Genomic DNA, 16,056 nt, shown 5'->3' on the forward strand with positions numbered 1-16,056 from the left:
ATTGTATAGATGCATTATATAGACTTTGGCTTGCCTACAAAGAGTTTGTCAGTTTTTTGTCCATTCATAGTTTGATATTGTATTACAACATGATCGTAAGATGTTTTTATGACTTTTATGTCAGGTATTTTATCGTTTTTAGCGTACCAAATTCCATTTATGCAAATTAACCAATCATCTTCGTTATCAAGTATGCAGCTTAGGTTTAGAGTGGTTTCAGTTTGTGCTTCTTCTTCATTAGTTTTGATTATTTTGCTTAATATTAGATCTATTTTTAATTCTACTTTTTTATTCAATTTTTGCATTTCAACTATCTTTACGCAGCCGAATGGAATTTCTTTTATCCTATTTATTTTTCCTTCGTCAATTTCTAAGAAAATTGTGTATATTAGTATATTTTCGTACGATTCTTTCTGAATTCTTTTTACTTCTATGTCATTTTGCATGAACCATTTGCTTATTGATCTATCTTGTTTTATTGCAAACTTAGACCAAGAATCTTGATTAGATGCTATGAAGTTAAATTCTTTTTCTAGATTTCTTTGTACAAGCTGTTTGTTCTTGTTGTCAGATTTATAAGAATGGTTTTTCTTGAATAATAAGAAAGTGTAAAAGGCTAAAAACAAATTGACTGAAGCAAAAATTAAATGATCGAATTTCATAATCCCTAATTATACTATTATTTTAGAATAGATCAGAGATCTGTATGTTTAATTTACATATTTTCTTATTTTCTTTGAGAGCTTTGACATCTATCACTCTGATAGTCATCATTCTGATATCTGCCTGTTTGACATCTATCATTCTGATATCAAGATGTGTTTAGGTTGTTTAGTGATTTGTGATTTAGGTATTGTGGAATTATGAATTAACAAATAAAATTCAAGTGGAAATCAATCTGTCGCTGTGATTTTTCTTGTTTACATATTTGTATTTATTGCTTGTATTGTGAATCTAAGAAAATAGCAGAGGAAAGTCCGGGCTCCATGAAGGAAGAGTACCTGTTAACAACAGGCGAGCGTAAGCTTAGGGAAAGTGCCACAGAAAATTACCGCCAATAATTAGAGTTATTTAAGTTTCTTGAATGATTTGTTTTTTGGTAAGGGTGAAAAGGTGCGGTAAGAGCGCACCTCTGATTTTGGCAACAAGGCAGGAAAAGGTAAACCCTACTCGGAGCAAACTCGAACAGAAAATACCTTCATTTAATTTTCGGGTTGAGTGCTTCAGTGCGTTAGTGATATCGCATGTAGATAAATGACAGTTAATACAGAATCCGGCTTATAGATTTCCAAACTTTAGTTTATTTTAGTGATTTATTAATTTAGTAAGCTAATCATAGGCATGTCTAAATATTTTCTTGTAAATTGATTTTATGGATTTAATTTTGCTTAATAGTTTTAATGCTTTATGCAAATTTTTATTTGTTATATGATCTTCATTCATTGATTATGTTATCTGTAGTGCAAATCGTGCACTAATTTTTATACGTATTAAATTTGCTTTAATTATTTAAAAACAGTTGATACAAAAGTATTTATGTAATATTTTTTAATAGGGTTCGCTATATAGGTAATCAATCTCTAAGGACAATAGACAGAACGGGAGCTGTCACTAGAAAGTTCCGTGGAACTTTTTATACGGTGCCCACCTTTACAAAAAAGCCATTCGAGGCTTATTATTTATGCAGTGGACCTAAGTTATAAAACCACAAAAGAAATGGGTTCTAATCTTACTTGGATTAGAACTGGTGGGGAAGTAGAAGTTTTTAGACCTGATTCAATTTTAGAGCTAAAAAGCTTTGTAAAGTCAGGTGTAGATTATTTCCCTTTAGGAATGGGGTCTAATACTATTATAAAAGACACAAACTTAGATAAAGTAATCTTAAAACTAGACAATTTATATAAAGAAATAGAATTAGAATATCCTTATATTATTGTTGGATCTGGTGTTCCAAATTTTACTGTTTCTAGGTTTTGCATACAGAACTTCTTAGGTGGTCTGGAATTCTTACATACCATACCAGGATCTATAGGTGGTGGAGTTTTCATGAATGCAGGGGCTTATGGATCTTGTTTTTCAGATAATTTGGAATGGGTAGAAGTCATGGATATTTTTGGATCTGTCTCTAAGTTATACAAAAAAGAAATTAAATTCTCTTATAGAAAATGTCATGTCCCTAAGACTTTTATATTTTTGCGGGCTTGTTTTAAAGTGTTTAAGGATGAAAAAATCAAAGAGAAAGTGGATGGATATGTGGTGAGTAGAAATTTAACTCAGCCTAGGTTCCTTACTTTAGGTAGTACTTTTAAAAACCCAGAAGGCAAGAAAGCTTGGGAATTGATAGACCAAGCGGGGTGTAGGGGTTTTGCGATAGGAGGAGCTAAGATGTCAGAAAAACACTGTAATTTTATAGTCAACACAGGAGGTGCGACTTCTGGTGATATAGTAAAATTAATCAATTCTGTGCAGAGTTTTGTGTTTAGTAAAACAGGAATTTTACTGGATAGAGAGATAGTTTTACTTTAACCTTATTTATATTTTCTTATTTTTATTGTATAAGTATTTATGCACAATTTAGTCATACTTAGCGGAGGTTGGGAAGAAAAAGAAGCATCCATAGGGTTGAAAAATCTTTTTTACCCTGCTTTGAAAGATAAATACTCCGTATTCGTTATAGATCCAGCTGATTATATATCTGAAGAAGAAGCAAACAGATGTTTCGAAATAAAGAGATTTGATGAAAATGGTAGAATATTCTCTGAAGCGGAAAATTGCATACGTTCAGAGATATTAAAAATAAACCCAGTTTTGGTTGTTAATCTGATGCCAGGATTATGGGGAGAAGATGGTAGAGCACAAATGTTGCTAAATAACATAGGAGTACAATATACAGGCCCTTCTGCTTGTGATGCTTATATTACATTTGACAAATATAAAACTATACAAATAGTTAAGAAGCTAGGAGTGAAATGTCCAGAAAGTCATATGATGAACCTGGAAGAATATAAAAAAGTAGATTTATACCCACATATAGTTAAAAATCCTAAATCTGGATCATCGAATCAAGTTTATTACGTTGATAGTGAAAGTGCAAAACAAGAAGTTGTCGATGGCTGGTCTGCAGATTTCGTTGTCGAAAATGTTCTTCCTGGATTAGAATATGCTTTTGCAGTTTTGAGTGGGAGTGTTATAGGTGGAATAGAAATTAAGCATGAAAAACCTATATATTCAAAAGAATGTAAACAAACTGGAAATGGTGTTAGCTTTAGAGATGCTACTGAGGTTCTCAAGGATGATGTTCTGGAGAAAGTAAAGGATTATTGCTCTAAAATCTATATTGAGCTAAATATGTCTGGAATTTGTAGAATAGATTTTAAGATAGAATATGATTGTGTATATTTTTTGGAAGTAAATAGTATACCAGGGAATACATTGGTTCCTAGAATTTTTAATTATGCTGATTTAGATTTAGAAAATATGGTGAATATGCACATAAATAATGCAAACACACCTGCTCTTAGTAAGTGTGAGTCTGCAGATAGTGAGAAAAGAAGAATTATTTAAGATTTTATTTAGTTGCAATATTTTAAATAATTCTAATTTATTTTAAGCGCTGATTTCAGCTGTCTGTTAATTTCTTGTAAATAGATTCGATTAATGTTTCTATCGGAGCTTGTTTTGTTTTTGTTATGTTGTAGTTTATATTTTTTAGTTTGTTTTAATTACTAATTTCCAGAAAAATGTATTGAGTATATTTTCTTTTTTATAAATGTAATTAATAGAAAAAAGATATGTACGTACGCACTAATGAGACTGCATAAAATTATTTGAGATCCAGAGCTATGGAAAAACATCAATAGAGCTAGGTAAGAAAAGCATTGAACTATTGATGTATACATAGGTACTTTATTCATTTGCAAAGAGAAAAACACTGCTGCAAATATTTTCACTAAAGAATAAGCTGGAACCATAAGAATATACAATTTCAGGTATTGAGAAATTTGTATTATAGAATCCAGGTTATTTTTGTTGCTAGAATAAATAGAATATGAGATCTGATAGCTAAAATTTGTTACAAATACAATCACTAGTGTAGAAATTATTAGTGAAAAAATAATAGATTGTTTAAGTATTTTTCTTGCCTTTTTATATTCTGAGCTTTTTATATGAGCAGATAAGTAAGATATAAGTGTTGTTCCTATAGAGCTGCCTATTAAGCTTATTGGGACTTGTGACATTTTTTCAGCGTTAGACATTTGCGTTATGATTTTCGGAGCTAAGAAACTAGACACAAAAATAGAGATTAGTGTAGTTATCTGCATGCTACTAGAGGATAGCAATATATGGGAAAATTTCTTCATTAAGATCTTGTTATCTAAAGAGAATTGATGATTGTTTTTTATTTTCCTTACATCTTTCGGAATGTTGAAGTATATCCAAATTGTTTGCAGAGAAACTCCAAATAAAATTCCAAACCCTAGGAATATTAACTTGTTAAATTTCATTCCAATCAGAATTAGAGACATTGCTCCTATGTTTATGAAAGAGGATGAAATAGAAGAGGCTGCAAATTTCTTTTTGTAATTTAGATAGCTAGACCAAGAGCTATTAATAGATATCAATGTTATGGCTGGGAAAATTATTTTCATAAATTTAGATGCCCATTCTTTTGTTTCATATGTTAGCCCAGGAGCTATACAAGAAATTATATTTTTAGAAAATATAATTACAATTATGCTTATGAATGTCATTGTGAATAGAATTTTGTAGCAGAACTGTTGCAAGAATTTACTTTGCTTCTCTTCAGGCATTTGTGAAAGAACAGGTATTAATATATTGTTCATAGCTCCTTCAGATATTACTTTCCTAAAAAAAGATGGTATTTTTGAAGCTATATAGTATGCATCAGTTATATGCCCTATTCCTGCCCAATGAGTTATAAGAATATCTCTTAAAAGTCCAAGCACCCTAGACAGCATGGTTGTGCTAGCTATTATTAGATTGTTTGCTGTAAATGAACTAGGCATGAGATTCCTCAAGCTAGAGTTGTAAGCTACGGTAATTGCATGTCTTATTTTTGTATACATTTTATTTCTAACCCTCATTTTGAATTTACTATATAGAACTTAATAGTCAAATATTTATTAAAAATTAACTAAGATAATATAATATATGTTGTCTAAATCTTGCTAAATAACTCACTCCTAACAATTGATATAATGCTTACAATTTATTTAAACTAAAGCATATCAAAGTGCCATAAATCAGATTTTCTTATAGAATTTATTCATTATATTTATTTCTTTTTATATGGTAGATGAGTATAAGAAAAAATAATTGACTTTTGAAATCTTTGAGTACATTATCACTTAGATGGAGGAATTTTATATGAAAGGCTTGGGAGAAAGGTTTCCTGATTTTATTTTAGATGCTGTAACGGGTTCAAAGGGAGAAGTCAAAAAGATAAACTCAAAGTCCTATCCAGATCATTGGTTAGTGGTTTTCTTTTGGCCATTTGATTTTACTTTCGTATGTCCTACTGAAATTTCAGAATTTTCTGACAAAGAAGGAGAGTTCACAAAAAGAAATACTAAAGTTCTTGGAGTAAGTGCTGATTCTGCTTGGTCTCATTCTACCTGGAAGAATATAGATCCGAATATGGGAAAGATAACCTTCCCAATGCTTTCAGATTTCAATAAGACATTAAGTTCTGATCTGGGAATATTAAATGTAGATGGAGCTCCAGAAAGAGCAACTTACATAGTAGACAGAGATATGATTATAAGAAATGTAGTTGTTTACGATAGAAATGTGGGCAGAAATGTAGATGAAACTATTAGAGTTTTGGATGCTTTGCAAAATGGTAACTTATGTCCTGTCAATTGGAAAAAAGGTGACTCTACCTTGTAAATTTTTTACAAATCGAGATTTGGTTAGTTAATTTTTGTTTGTTTTGTTTGTTTTATGATTTGATTGTACGCGGTAATTAAAATCATATAGTTTAGTTTCTGTAGTATGCTTTTAGTATATTTATATATTGCTTTTGCCTGATACATCAGAGTTATATCTGCTTATATTATTAATAACCCTATTTATTTAATGACTTGATATATTACTCATTTCTTAAAATATCATTTATCTTTGATTTATCTTGTACAGAATCAAATGTTTTCGCAACAATATTACAGCTTATGTATACTTGGCCAGATTTATAAAATCCTGGGACTATAAGGCTTAATTCTGGAATTTTATCTAAAATCTCCCCTTCTCTGTTTAGAAGTTTAGTGGAATTGGTTATTTTTACACCAGAAGCGATTATACATCCGTATGGTACTTTGGCTCCCTCTGAAATTAAGCATTGAGCACCTACAAACACATTATCATCTATTATGACTGGATTTGAGTTTGAAGGCTCTAAAACACCAGCAATTACTGTGTTGGAAGATATATGGCACTTTGATCCTATGTATGCACAAGAACCAACTGTAACTCCGCTATCTATCATTGTTTTTTGTCCTATCTGGGCTCCAATATTTATAAATGAATTCGACATGACAACAACATCATCAGATATGTTTACACCTCTCCTGATCCAGCATCCAGCAACCAATCTATATGTCTTATTAAGCAAAGTTTCATTATTCATGGTTTCTGTTAGGAAAGGTATTTTATCAGACCATTTAATTACATTTTGTATTTCGAACATGCTTTTTTCTAGCTTGAAAAGCTTGTTTAATTCTAGCATCGCTTTTTTATCAACAAACCAGCTGTTCTTAGCTGATTTATGATCTTTATGTACAGCTTTTCTTTCCCCTGATTCAAATTGATTTAGAATTTCAGATATTTCTTTTTGTAGATTATTTTTAGAATTACTATTGATCACTGTTTTGTTGTTAAGTTCTGTATTCATGTATTTATCATAATGCTTTTATGAGAATAAAGCTTATAGAAGACTGAAAATAAAATCATTCGTATTGTTTTGTTATGCAGTCATGTAGTTTGTTTATAATTTAATGCTTGGTTTTGTATATTTAATATTTTATTAAGATTTATTTCGTAATTTGTTTGAATTCGAAGAAATGAAAATTAAGGAATAAGAAATGGAAAAAATGGAAAATAGAAAAAGTAATAGCATAAGTAATTCAAAAATCTTATCTGGAGTGCAAAGTAGTAACATTTTTGCAGAATTTATAACTCCAAAATTATTTATGAGAATGTTACCTTGGATTGATCTAGAAACAGGTATTTTTAGGATAAACAGAGTTTATAAAAACAAATCTTATGCTTCTGATATGGATTTGGAATCTATTTCTAAAATTCCTATTTTTAATGGTTTAGCTCAAGAAAAAATCAACTTTTTGAAAGAGAATTGTGTAGTAAAAGATTGTTCATTGGGAGATGAAATTATTGATGACAAGAAATCACTTTATGTAATTCTAAGTGGAGAATATCAACTAAACACACTTAATCAAAATAATAGAAAAGTTGTAGTTGCTAATTTGGCTTCTGGTAAGTTCTTCAAAAAGAAAAATTCTTGTTCTCATTCTGTGATGTTAAAAACTTTTATGCCTGGGAAATTAATGATTGTTCCTGAAGAAGTTGTTAATAAAATCTTTGATGCATCTCATAAAGATAATTATTTGGAGAAGCCTATATCTTGTAAGTACGATTATGAGACTGGAGAGCAAGTTTGTTCTTTGATTTCTTCATACGAAGGGGAGCCTGAAATTCCTAGAGGATTCACAAAATACTCAGAGAATCCTAAGGAAATAGAGTTAGATGTTATACAGGCAGTGACAGGATTACATACCAGAGTTCACGAGCTGTACAATAATCCTAATCCTCAATTGGAATCTCAGTTAAGGATTGTAATTGCGAACATATTGGAAAGAGAAGAATGGGAGATTTTTAATAACTCTAATCATGGTTTAATAAATCAAGTTTCTATGGATAGGATAATGACTACAAGGACAGGTCCAGCTACACCAGAAGATCTAGATGATTTGTTAGCTTTATTATGGAAAGAGCCTTCTGTTATAGTTGCTCATCCTAAAGCAATCGCTTCTTTTGGAAGGGAATGTACGAAACGAGGAGTTCCTCCTGTAGTAGAAGAAGTTTTTGGTTCTAAAGTTATAACATGGAGAGGTGTTCCAATAATTCCATGTGATAAGATGCCTATAAAAACAAACGGATTAGGTTACAAAACTACAAGCATGATGGCCATAAGGCTTGGTTATGAAAAGCAGGGAGTAGTAGGATTGCATAAGAAAGAAGTTTCTTATGGTGGGGTGCCTAGTTTAAGTGTAAAGAAAATGGGCATAGATGAAAACTCAGTGATGAATTATTTGGTAAGCAAATATTACAATGTCGTAGCTTTGGTTGATGATTCAATGGCAATGCTTACAAATATAGAAATAGGTCATTACCATGACTGAACTAAGCTTTAAGTTTAGTAAAGTAAAATCTATTGTAGAGTCAGAAAAAGAAAATGCGAAAGTTGTAAAAGTCTCTGTGAAAGAGACTGCTAGAGAGAATTTTGATATTAGAGCTGATTTTAGAAATCTAAATAATAATTTAAATAATGAATCTGATGTAGAAAGTGCAGTCAATGAGTCTAATACAGATATTATGAAGAATACTAAAAATAGCAAATTGAACGAATCTAATTACATATCTACAAAATCTAGTTTAATGAAGAATAAAATTCAGTCTGACAGTTGTGTGGAGTTTTGTAACTCATATGCTTATGGTTCTAATTTTATAAACAATAATAACCTTCATAATTCTTTTGATAGGAGTGATCAGCATGGTCACGAAAGTGATCAGCATGGCTATAGAAGTATTAATCATGGTAAAAGCTCAGTATCAAAAAAAACTCATTACGATTTCTTTGGTAGAAGCGTAAGAAATGATTTTCCGATACTTTCTAGAGTAGTAAATGGGAACAAAATAGTTTGGTTAGATAATGCTGCTACAACTCAGAAGCCTGCAAAAGTAATAGAATCTTTAGTGCATTATTATTCTGTTCATAACTCTAATGTTCATAGAGGTGTTCATACTCTTTCTCAAGAAGCATCGCAACTTTTTGATGAATCCAGGGAAGTAGTTAGGAATTTCATAAACGCAGAGAAATCTGATGACATAATTTTTACTAAAGGAGCTACAGAAGGGTTTAATTTAATATCGAATGCATACCTTTTGCCTAGCTTGAATCCTGGAGATGAAATTATTATAAGTAATTTAGAGCATCACTCTAATATACTTCCTTGGAAAGTTGTCGCAGAAAAAACTGGAGCTGTTTTGAAAGTAGTTAAGATGGATCAAAGTGCTAATTTCTTGATTGAAGATTACGAAAGATTGTTGAGCAGTCGTACTAAGTTAGTTTCTGTTACTCAAGTCTCTAATGCAGTAGGGACTTCTGTGCCTATTAGAGATGTTGTGGAGATGGCTCACAGAGTTGGTGCTAAAGTGGTTGTTGATGGAGCTCAATCTATTTCTCATATGCCTGTTGATATGCAGGATTTAGGGTGTGATTTTTTTGTTTTCTCTGGACATAAAATGTTCGCTCCTACTGGAACTGGAGTGGTTTTTGCTAAGCATGGTTTGCTAGGAAATCCATACCAAGTTGGAGGAGGTATGATAAGAAATGTTACATACAATGAAGTGGAATATGCTAATTCTCCGTTTAGATACGAAGCTGGCACTCCTAATTTAGCAGATATAGAAGGTCTAAAAGCAGCAATAAATTATTTAGAGGGAATTGGTATGGAAAATGTCTATGATTACGAGCATGGGTTGATGGAGTATGCAATGCAGAAAATATTACAAGTGCAAAAAATCAGACTTGTAGGTGATCCTGACAGCAGGATTGGAATCATACCATTTGTAATGAATGGATTAGAAAATGACTATGTAGGAAAAATGCTAGACAAAAAAGGTGTGGCTGTAAGAACTGGACATCATTGCGCGCAGCCAGCTATGAATTCGCTTGGATTCTCTGGAACAGTGAGAGCATCTCTTGCCTTGTATAATACTCATGAAGATATAGATAAAATGGTTTCGATTCTCTCATCTCTTTGATTCGATTCTCTCACCTATTTGACTATTCTGTTTGTTTTTTATATCTTGCATGGTTTCTATTTTTTAGCATATGTTCTCTAAATTGACTTTTAGGATCATGCTGATATCATATATCTTGTGGCCGAGTGGCAGAATGGCTTATGCAGAGGACTGCAAATCCTTTTATATCGGTTCGATTCCGGTCTCGGCCTCACAAATTTATTTAAACGCTTGTTTGAATGATTTCCTAAGTTATTTGAAATGCATTAATAAAATATATTAAAGAAATTTTAAACCGTATCTAAATCTTGTCTAATTCTTAATCATGAAATAATCTAATTATTTTGTTTGAAATGATTTGGAAGTATAGAAGTAACCTGATAACAAATTTAAAAAATGTACAATGAAAATATAGATAAGCTGCAAATACAGGGATCTGCTGAGATTGTTATTGAAATGACTGTGTTTAAGATTTTGTTAAAATTTCCTTTCCTGACATGAAATTTATTTCACAATATTAGTTTTGGGTTATAAATTGTGTTTAAAGTTTTCTTTGTTTTTAAGTATTTTTATAAAATATTTTGAAAAGATAATTTGTGATTTTTATCTTGCCAATGATTTGCTTTTTTAAGCTGTAATTGTGTTTAGTAAATTTCTTCACATAAATATGCTTTGTTCTTTATGTTTTGTCCTTTTGAGTGCTTAGATTTCTCAAAAATGAATGTTTTTGTTTAGAAAATATTTATTTCTACAAAAGAAGTAATAAAGCATTTTGAATTGTAATTGATTTTGATAATATGTTTAGAAGAGTTTTTCAAAGTGTTGGCGATGTCCTACTCTCGCGTAAACTACCATCGGCGCAAAAGACTTTAACGGCCGAGTTCGGAATGGGATCGGGTGTTCTTTCTTTGCTATAGTCACCAACAAAGGAATTGTATATTACAAAAATTATTTTGTCTATACCCTTTTTAATAAATTTACAAATAATTTACAAAGAATGCTTATTTTTTATTTAAAGTATTGTTTTTAATTCTTCAAAACACTTTATTTAATATGATTTTTGATTACATACTGTTTCAGATAAAGTCTTTTTATATCAGGTTCACATTCTTTAACCACATTCTTTTAGTAAGTTTGGGCGCTTTATGAAAAAACATAGTATAATTTTGTGTCATGTATCAAGTATTTCTTAAGAATGCACACAGTGTCATATTTTTACTGTTTTCAGTTTTTATTTTATCTACATTTTTTATATTCGTTTTTAAATATCAAAAATATACATTTCTGGTTCATATATCAGGATTATGTTGGTTTGTTTTTTGGTTCTTTGCTTTTTACAAATTAAATATTTTTCTATTTTTTATTACTTTATACACTAGCGCTATTTCTTCTAGGCTTTTGATAAAGTATGTCTTAAATAAGCAGAATTCAGAATTATGAATAAAATCTCATTATATGCATGTACACACTAAATTATCATACGAAGATTTAGAATTTTATTTATTTTGAATATGTTTTGAATTTACGTTTTTTGGTTTATTTTTATATATTTAACAGCTACAAATCCTAGATAGAAATTTATTGGCTCTATAAGCTCTTGGGATTTATACTGGAATGAGATTAGATTTTGGTTTTTCTCAACTCTAAGGAATAAAGTTTTGGTTTTTAAGCAATAATGATATGGAAGCAAATCTTGCTCTTTAGATATATTGCTCCAATTTTTCCTTAAACTGGATATTACAGGATCATTTCCATACATAGGATCCAAAACTTTTGCTAAACTAGACCCCAAAGTTTTTGTAAAATATTTTCTCATAATTTGATTTTTTCACTTTCGCTATAATTTACATGTAACACATATATTATGATTTGTCTTTTGGTTTAGAATGACTTTGATCAGAAATAATTGAAGAAATAATACTTTTATGATAAATTTCTAGTCTAGTGATAAATAAAATGTATAAACAAATTGTTAATGAAATGAACGTAAGGTGGTGAACGAAGTGAACAAAAAATTATATGATGGTTCTACTAAAGATGATTTACAATCTGAAACACAACAAAAAACTTTCGAAGGAATTCTAAAAGGTAAAAAAGGTGTTGTTATGGGAGTTGCAAACAAAATGTCTATAGCTTACGGAGCTTTGAATTGTTTGCTTGATCAGGGAGCTGAAGTTGGTTTTAGTTATCATCCTTTGGCAGCAAAAAGAGCAGAAAAAATACAAAGTGAATCTGGATCTTCATTTGCTATAGAGTGTGATGTGGAAGATCCTAAAAATATAGAAAGATTTTTCCAGCAAGTTGAAGCTCAATTTGGAAAAATAGATTTTTTGGTTCATTCAATAGCTTTTGCAAATACAGAAGATATTAATGGAAACTATTATGACGTCCCTAAGGACGGTTTTCTGAAAGCCATGAATATATCTTGCTTTTCATTTACTAGCGCAGCTAAATATGCTTCAAAAATAATGAATGAAAATGGTTCTATGGTTACTATGTCTTATTACGGAGCTGAAAAATATATTCCAAATTACAATGTTATGGGTGTTGCAAAAGGTGCTCTAGAAACAAGTGTTAGGTATTTAGCTAATGACCTAGGTGTAGAAAAGTCAATCAAAGTTAACTGTATTTCAGCTGGACCTATTAGAACTTTAGCTGCATCTGCTATAAGTGATTTTAAGAAATTACTTGATTGGCATGAGAATAACTCCCCTATACGAAGAAATACCACAATTACAGAAGTAGGTAATAATGTTGTATTCCTAGCTAGTGATTTGTCTTCTGGAGTTACTGGGCAAGTAATCTATGTGGATAGTGGATATCACACTATAGGTGTAAAAGGTAAAGACTCAGATTCTATATAAATTAAGATATTAGATATAAAGATATAAATGTGAGAATCTACTGTACATATCTGTACGCTAAAAGGTTCTACTAAAATCTACTAAATGAATTTCACATAGAGATATACGATCAGAAATTTATATATTAAATGTACAAACCACCTTACAATTCCTTGAAAGTTTTTTATATATAGAAATATTTTCGTTATATCTTTGAAAGTTAATGATATTTTTTATTAAACCATCTTGCCTAATTTAGATCATGATTTTAGAATCGGGTTATTCTGGGTTTCGAATTTATTTTATATATAATTTATTTTATATATTTATTTATTAGAGTCAGATCTCTTTAGCCCAGCTTCTACAAGCTTTCTAAATAAAGGATGAGGGTTTGTCATACTGCTTTGGAATTCAGGATGGAATTGTACTCCTACAAAGAATGGATGTTCTTTAATAGCAACACCTTCTAATAGAGATTTGTCAGGTGACCAAGCTCCTAGCTCAAAAATAGCTTCTAAGTTCTTTTTATAAAAGGAGTGATTCACTTCGTATCTATGCCTATGTCTTTCTGAAATTAGTCCTTGATCATAAATATCTTTTAGCACTCCTGTAAGTGTGCATGGATATGAACCTAACCTCATGGTTCCACCTTTTTGTGATTCAGTCCATTCATCAATCAGACCTACTGCAGGGTTTTTAGATTTTACGAACTCAGAAGAATTTGTATCTATATTACAAATATTCTGTAAAGCTTCTACTATCATAAGTTGCATTCCTAAACATATTCCCAAGCAAGGAATATTGTTTTCTCTGGCAAATTTAAGTGCTGATATTTTTTCTTTAGTTCCTCTTGCTCCAAATCCTCCTGGCACTATACAAGCATCAAAATCTTTCAATCCAGAGTAGTTTGAAACTTCAGATGTATCTATTGCCTCTAGTGTGAATTTTGTTCTATGGAATAGCGCAGCATGCTTTACAGCTTCAGTAACAGAGAAATAAGAATCTTTTATATTTTGATATTTAGTAATTATGGCAATTTTTAATTCTTTTTCTCTAATTGGTTCTTTCCTAACTACTTCTAAAATTTCACCTATAGAAGATGCATTTTGATTCTTTTGGAAAAAGTCACATATCTGAGCATCTAAACCATCTTCATGATATTGATTTACTACTTCATACAGAGATTTCTGAGTCCAAGCTCCGAAAATATTAGATTCATCTACGTTAGCAAACATGGAAATCTTCTTTTTCCAATCACTGTTCGTATTTCTTTCTGATCTACAAATAATCATGTCAGGTTGTATTCCTGATCTTTGCAGCTCTCTAACAGAGTGTTGTACAGGCTTTGTCTTTAGTTCATTTGCGCTTTCTATATAAGGCATTAGCGCTAGGTGTATAAAAAGTGAATTTCTATCATTTTTTTGCCCTTTTTGGTTTTGTAATCCTGCTTGTTTTTTTATTGCCTCTAGAAACGGAAGGCCTTCTATGTCCCCTACTGTTCCTCCTATTTCACAAATCAGAAAATCTGTACCTTCAGGAATGTTTGAATTTATTATTTCAGATATTTTTTCAGTTATATGAGGAATTATTTGTACTGTCTTTCCTAAATAGTCCCCTCTTCTTTCAGCGGTTATGACTTCAGAGAAAATTCTTCCAGATGTTATGTAATCATGCTTGTTGCACTTTACGTTTGCAAATCTTTCATAATTACCTATATCCATATCAGTTTCTGTTCCATCTTCTGTTACAAAAACTTCTCCATGCTGTTCAGGACTTAAAGTTCCTGCATCTACATTTAAGTAAGGTTCTAATTTTCTAAGACAAACATTATATCCTCTGGATTTTAACAATAGTGCTATTGAAGAAGCTGTGATTCCTTTTCCTAATGAGGACATCACACCTCCTGTTATAAATATTGTGCTTACTTTGGATTGATTCTTTTTATTATTCTTATTTAGTTCTGTCATGTTTACGCCTTCTTATTTATATTAGATTTCCTGGTTATATTAGAATTATATTTCTTGTTTGGGCCTAAGGGCTTTAAGCTTACATTTCTTGTAGATTTTGCTAAATTATTCCTTTTTACAGGGTTTGTTCTAATTGACTTAGAGTTAGGAAGTTTATAGCTTATATTATTTTGGTTTCTTAGGTTTTTTGAATTTTCTGTTTCTGTAGGATTATTTAATTTGATAGTTTTTTGTTCATTGTTAATAGTGTTTCTATTTTTATTAATACCATCATCAATTAATGTGCCTTGATTATTAGGAGTATTTCCATCATAAGCTCCATTAATAGATTTCTGATCATTATGGATTGGATTAGATGAGCTATCTGTATTCTTTTGTGCATTTTGTACATTAGATAGATTTCTAAGCTCAGATATATTCTGCTTGCTTTCTCTTTTTACAAGAATTCCTGTGTATAAACAGAAAAAAACAAACATTGTAGCAAAGAAATAAGTAGCTTTTTCTGCTGGGTTTAATTTGTATCTTTTTTTTGGTCCTATGTTTTGCCCTATTCTTTCTTCTGGGTTTTGCAGAAAAATAACTAAAGACATTAAAATTACTGCCAAAAGGCTAAAAAACCATGAAATATATAACATAAGATTTATTCTATTGAAAATTTTCTTCTTTATCAATCGAAATTGACTTCTTAATTTAATGAATTACAAATTGAGTTTAGAAAAGTTTTCCTGGAAACTTCATTGATTATGAATTAGAATAATAAGCATGTGTATATTTTGCGTGTTTTGGTTCTTACCATTTCTAACTAATGCTAATTTATTTGTTTTCTTTGCTCTTGCTGGGTTGTTTGTAATTTCTTTATTTAAGCCAAAGGTTTTGCCTATTTTCGTCGGCGCTACGTTATTTACCTTTTTGTTTAAAATAACATATGCTAATCCCTATTCTTTGCTAGTTACAATTCCTGTAATTGCTTTATTTCATAAGAATATGAAAAAAATATATTATAAGATGTTTGTAGAAAAAACTTGCTCAAGTACAAGTAACGTATTCTTTTCTTCATCTATTGTGTTTGTGATAGCAATGTTCGTAGGCCATGGATTGTTCTACTTTATTCCAGTCAACCCTTACATTAAATTCTTGATAATGAGCTTAGTATCATTCTTTGGGTACAAATATTTACACTGAAATTC

At 30.6% G+C, this 16,056-nt stretch carries 13 protein-coding genes, 1 tRNA gene, 1 rRNA gene and 1 other RNA gene; 9 read left to right on the forward strand and 7 right to left on the reverse strand.

All coding sequences use genetic code 11. The features are described 5' to 3' along the window. Positions 1-14: 14 nt before the first annotated feature. On the reverse strand, positions 15-662 hold the full coding sequence (locus FZC36_RS00070) for a hypothetical protein (protein ID WP_148971967.1): 648 nt from the start codon (positions 660-662) through the stop codon (positions 15-17). Positions 663-885: 223 nt separating this feature from the next. Here FZC36_RS00070 and rnpB point away from each other — a divergent pair. The 3 genes from rnpB (at position 886) to FZC36_RS00085 (ending at position 3,564) form a co-directional block, all read left to right on the forward strand. Further along, positions 886-1,297, forward strand: an RNA gene (gene rnpB / locus FZC36_RS00075) — RNase P RNA component class A. A gap of 389 nt (positions 1,298-1,686) precedes the next feature. After that, positions 1,687-2,526, forward strand: coding sequence for a UDP-N-acetylmuramate dehydrogenase (gene murB / locus FZC36_RS00080; RefSeq protein WP_148971968.1), 840 nt, complete (start codon positions 1,687-1,689; stop codon positions 2,524-2,526). A gap of 39 nt (positions 2,527-2,565) precedes the next feature. After that, positions 2,566-3,564 carry an ATP-grasp domain-containing protein gene (locus FZC36_RS00085; RefSeq protein WP_148971969.1) on the forward strand — a complete coding sequence of 333 codons (999 nt, stop codon included), beginning with the start codon at positions 2,566-2,568 and terminating at the stop codon, positions 3,562-3,564. Between the two features lie 161 nt (positions 3,565-3,725). On the opposite strand, the gene murJ is transcribed toward FZC36_RS00085, so the two are convergent. Then, on the reverse strand, positions 3,726-5,087 hold the full coding sequence (gene murJ / locus FZC36_RS00090; protein ID WP_187440114.1) for a murein biosynthesis integral membrane protein MurJ: 1,362 nt from the start codon (positions 5,085-5,087) through the stop codon (positions 3,726-3,728). 301 nt (positions 5,088-5,388) lie between these two features. Between murJ and FZC36_RS00095 the strand changes: the two genes are divergently transcribed. Continuing rightward, a complete protein-coding gene (locus FZC36_RS00095; RefSeq protein ID WP_148971971.1) occupies positions 5,389-5,910 on the forward strand; it encodes a peroxiredoxin in 522 nt (173 codons plus the stop codon). Positions 5,911-6,112: 202 nt separating this feature from the next. Here the strand turns inward: FZC36_RS00095 and FZC36_RS00100 are convergent, their stop codons facing one another. Then, positions 6,113-6,910 carry a DapH/DapD/GlmU-related protein gene (locus FZC36_RS00100; protein WP_148971972.1) on the reverse strand — a complete coding sequence of 266 codons (798 nt, stop codon included), beginning with the start codon at positions 6,908-6,910 and terminating at the stop codon, positions 6,113-6,115. A 190-nt stretch (positions 6,911-7,100) separates the two neighbouring features. On the opposite strand from FZC36_RS00100, the gene FZC36_RS00105 reads away from it, so the two are divergent. From FZC36_RS00105 to FZC36_RS00115, 3 genes are all read left to right on the forward strand, one after another. Further along, positions 7,101-8,435 carry a hypothetical protein gene (locus FZC36_RS00105; protein ID WP_148971973.1) on the forward strand — a complete coding sequence of 445 codons (1,335 nt, stop codon included), beginning with the start codon at positions 7,101-7,103 and terminating at the stop codon, positions 8,433-8,435. Further along, positions 8,428-10,080, forward strand: a complete 1,653-nt coding sequence (locus FZC36_RS00110) for a cysteine desulfurase (protein ID WP_148971974.1) — start codon at positions 8,428-8,430, stop codon at positions 10,078-10,080. Before FZC36_RS00105 ends, FZC36_RS00110 begins: the two co-directional genes overlap by 8 nt. Positions 10,081-10,199: 119 nt before the next feature. Then, positions 10,200-10,271, forward strand: a tRNA-Cys gene (locus tag FZC36_RS00115). A gap of 608 nt (positions 10,272-10,879) precedes the next feature. Here the strand turns inward: FZC36_RS00115 and rrf are convergent. Together rrf and FZC36_RS00125 are read right to left on the reverse strand one after the other, a co-directional pair. After that, positions 10,880-10,984, reverse strand: a 5S ribosomal RNA gene (gene rrf, locus FZC36_RS00120). A 597-nt stretch (positions 10,985-11,581) separates the two neighbouring features. Continuing rightward, positions 11,582-11,875: a hypothetical protein gene (locus FZC36_RS00125; RefSeq protein WP_148971975.1), complete on the reverse strand. Its 294-nt coding sequence runs from the start codon at positions 11,873-11,875 to the stop codon at positions 11,582-11,584. 289 nt (positions 11,876-12,164) lie between these two features. Here FZC36_RS00125 and FZC36_RS00130 point away from each other — a divergent pair, with 289 nt between their 5' ends. Next, positions 12,165-12,923 (forward strand): enoyl-ACP reductase FabI, encoded by a 759-nt coding sequence (locus FZC36_RS00130; protein ID WP_148972443.1) that lies wholly within the window; start codon positions 12,165-12,167, stop codon positions 12,921-12,923. A 305-nt stretch (positions 12,924-13,228) separates the two neighbouring features. Here the strand turns inward: FZC36_RS00130 and FZC36_RS00135 are convergent, their stop codons facing one another. Both FZC36_RS00135 and FZC36_RS00140 read right to left on the reverse strand, forming a co-directional pair. Further along, a complete protein-coding gene (locus tag FZC36_RS00135; protein ID WP_148971976.1) occupies positions 13,229-14,869 on the reverse strand; it encodes a CTP synthase in 1,641 nt (546 codons plus the stop codon). A gap of 2 nt (positions 14,870-14,871) precedes the next feature. Beyond that, the gene (locus FZC36_RS00140) at positions 14,872-15,459 is read right to left on the reverse strand and encodes a hypothetical protein (protein ID WP_148971977.1); all 588 of its coding nucleotides are present in this window, start codon (positions 15,457-15,459) and stop codon (positions 14,872-14,874) included. Between the two features lie 172 nt (positions 15,460-15,631). Here FZC36_RS00140 and FZC36_RS00145 point away from each other — a divergent pair, with 172 nt between their 5' ends. Beyond that, positions 15,632-16,051, forward strand: coding sequence for a hypothetical protein (locus FZC36_RS00145; protein ID WP_148971978.1), 420 nt, complete (start codon positions 15,632-15,634; stop codon positions 16,049-16,051). Positions 16,052-16,056 lie beyond the last annotated feature (5 nt).

Origin of the sequence: Candidatus Nesciobacter abundans (genome assembly GCF_008189525.1) — a bacterium.
Taxonomy (GTDB): Bacteria; Pseudomonadota; Alphaproteobacteria; order CAJXXZ01; family 1604HC; genus Nesciobacter; species Nesciobacter abundans.

Excerpts from the sequence above, each read along its gene's own strand:
- FZC36_RS00070 (WP_148971967.1), bottom strand. The coding sequence starts at position 662 with ATGAAATTCGATCATTTAATTTTTGCTTCAGTCAATTTGTTTTTAGCC.
- FZC36_RS00085 (WP_148971969.1), top strand. The coding sequence starts at position 2,566 with ATGCACAATTTAGTCATACTTAGCGGAGGTTGGGAAGAAAAAGAAGCA.
- murJ (WP_187440114.1), bottom strand. The coding sequence starts at position 5,087 with ATGTATACAAAAATAAGACATGCAATTACCGTAGCTTACAACTCTAGC.
- FZC36_RS00095 (WP_148971971.1), top strand. The coding sequence starts at position 5,389 with ATGAAAGGCTTGGGAGAAAGGTTTCCTGATTTTATTTTAGATGCTGTA.
- FZC36_RS00100 (WP_148971972.1), bottom strand. The coding sequence starts at position 6,910 with ATGAATACAGAACTTAACAACAAAACAGTGATCAATAGTAATTCTAAA.
- FZC36_RS00105 (WP_148971973.1), top strand. The coding sequence starts at position 7,101 with ATGGAAAAAATGGAAAATAGAAAAAGTAATAGCATAAGTAATTCAAAA.
- FZC36_RS00110 (WP_148971974.1), top strand. The coding sequence starts at position 8,428 with ATGACTGAACTAAGCTTTAAGTTTAGTAAAGTAAAATCTATTGTAGAG.
- FZC36_RS00125 (WP_148971975.1), bottom strand. The coding sequence starts at position 11,875 with ATGAGAAAATATTTTACAAAAACTTTGGGGTCTAGTTTAGCAAAAGTT.
- FZC36_RS00130 (WP_148972443.1), top strand. The coding sequence starts at position 12,165 with ATGGGAGTTGCAAACAAAATGTCTATAGCTTACGGAGCTTTGAATTGT.
- FZC36_RS00135 (WP_148971976.1), bottom strand. The coding sequence starts at position 14,869 with ATGACAGAACTAAATAAGAATAATAAAAAGAATCAATCCAAAGTAAGC.
- FZC36_RS00140 (WP_148971977.1), bottom strand. The coding sequence starts at position 15,459 with ATGTCTTTAGTTATTTTTCTGCAAAACCCAGAAGAAAGAATAGGGCAA.
- FZC36_RS00145 (WP_148971978.1), top strand. The coding sequence starts at position 15,632 with ATGTGTATATTTTGCGTGTTTTGGTTCTTACCATTTCTAACTAATGCT.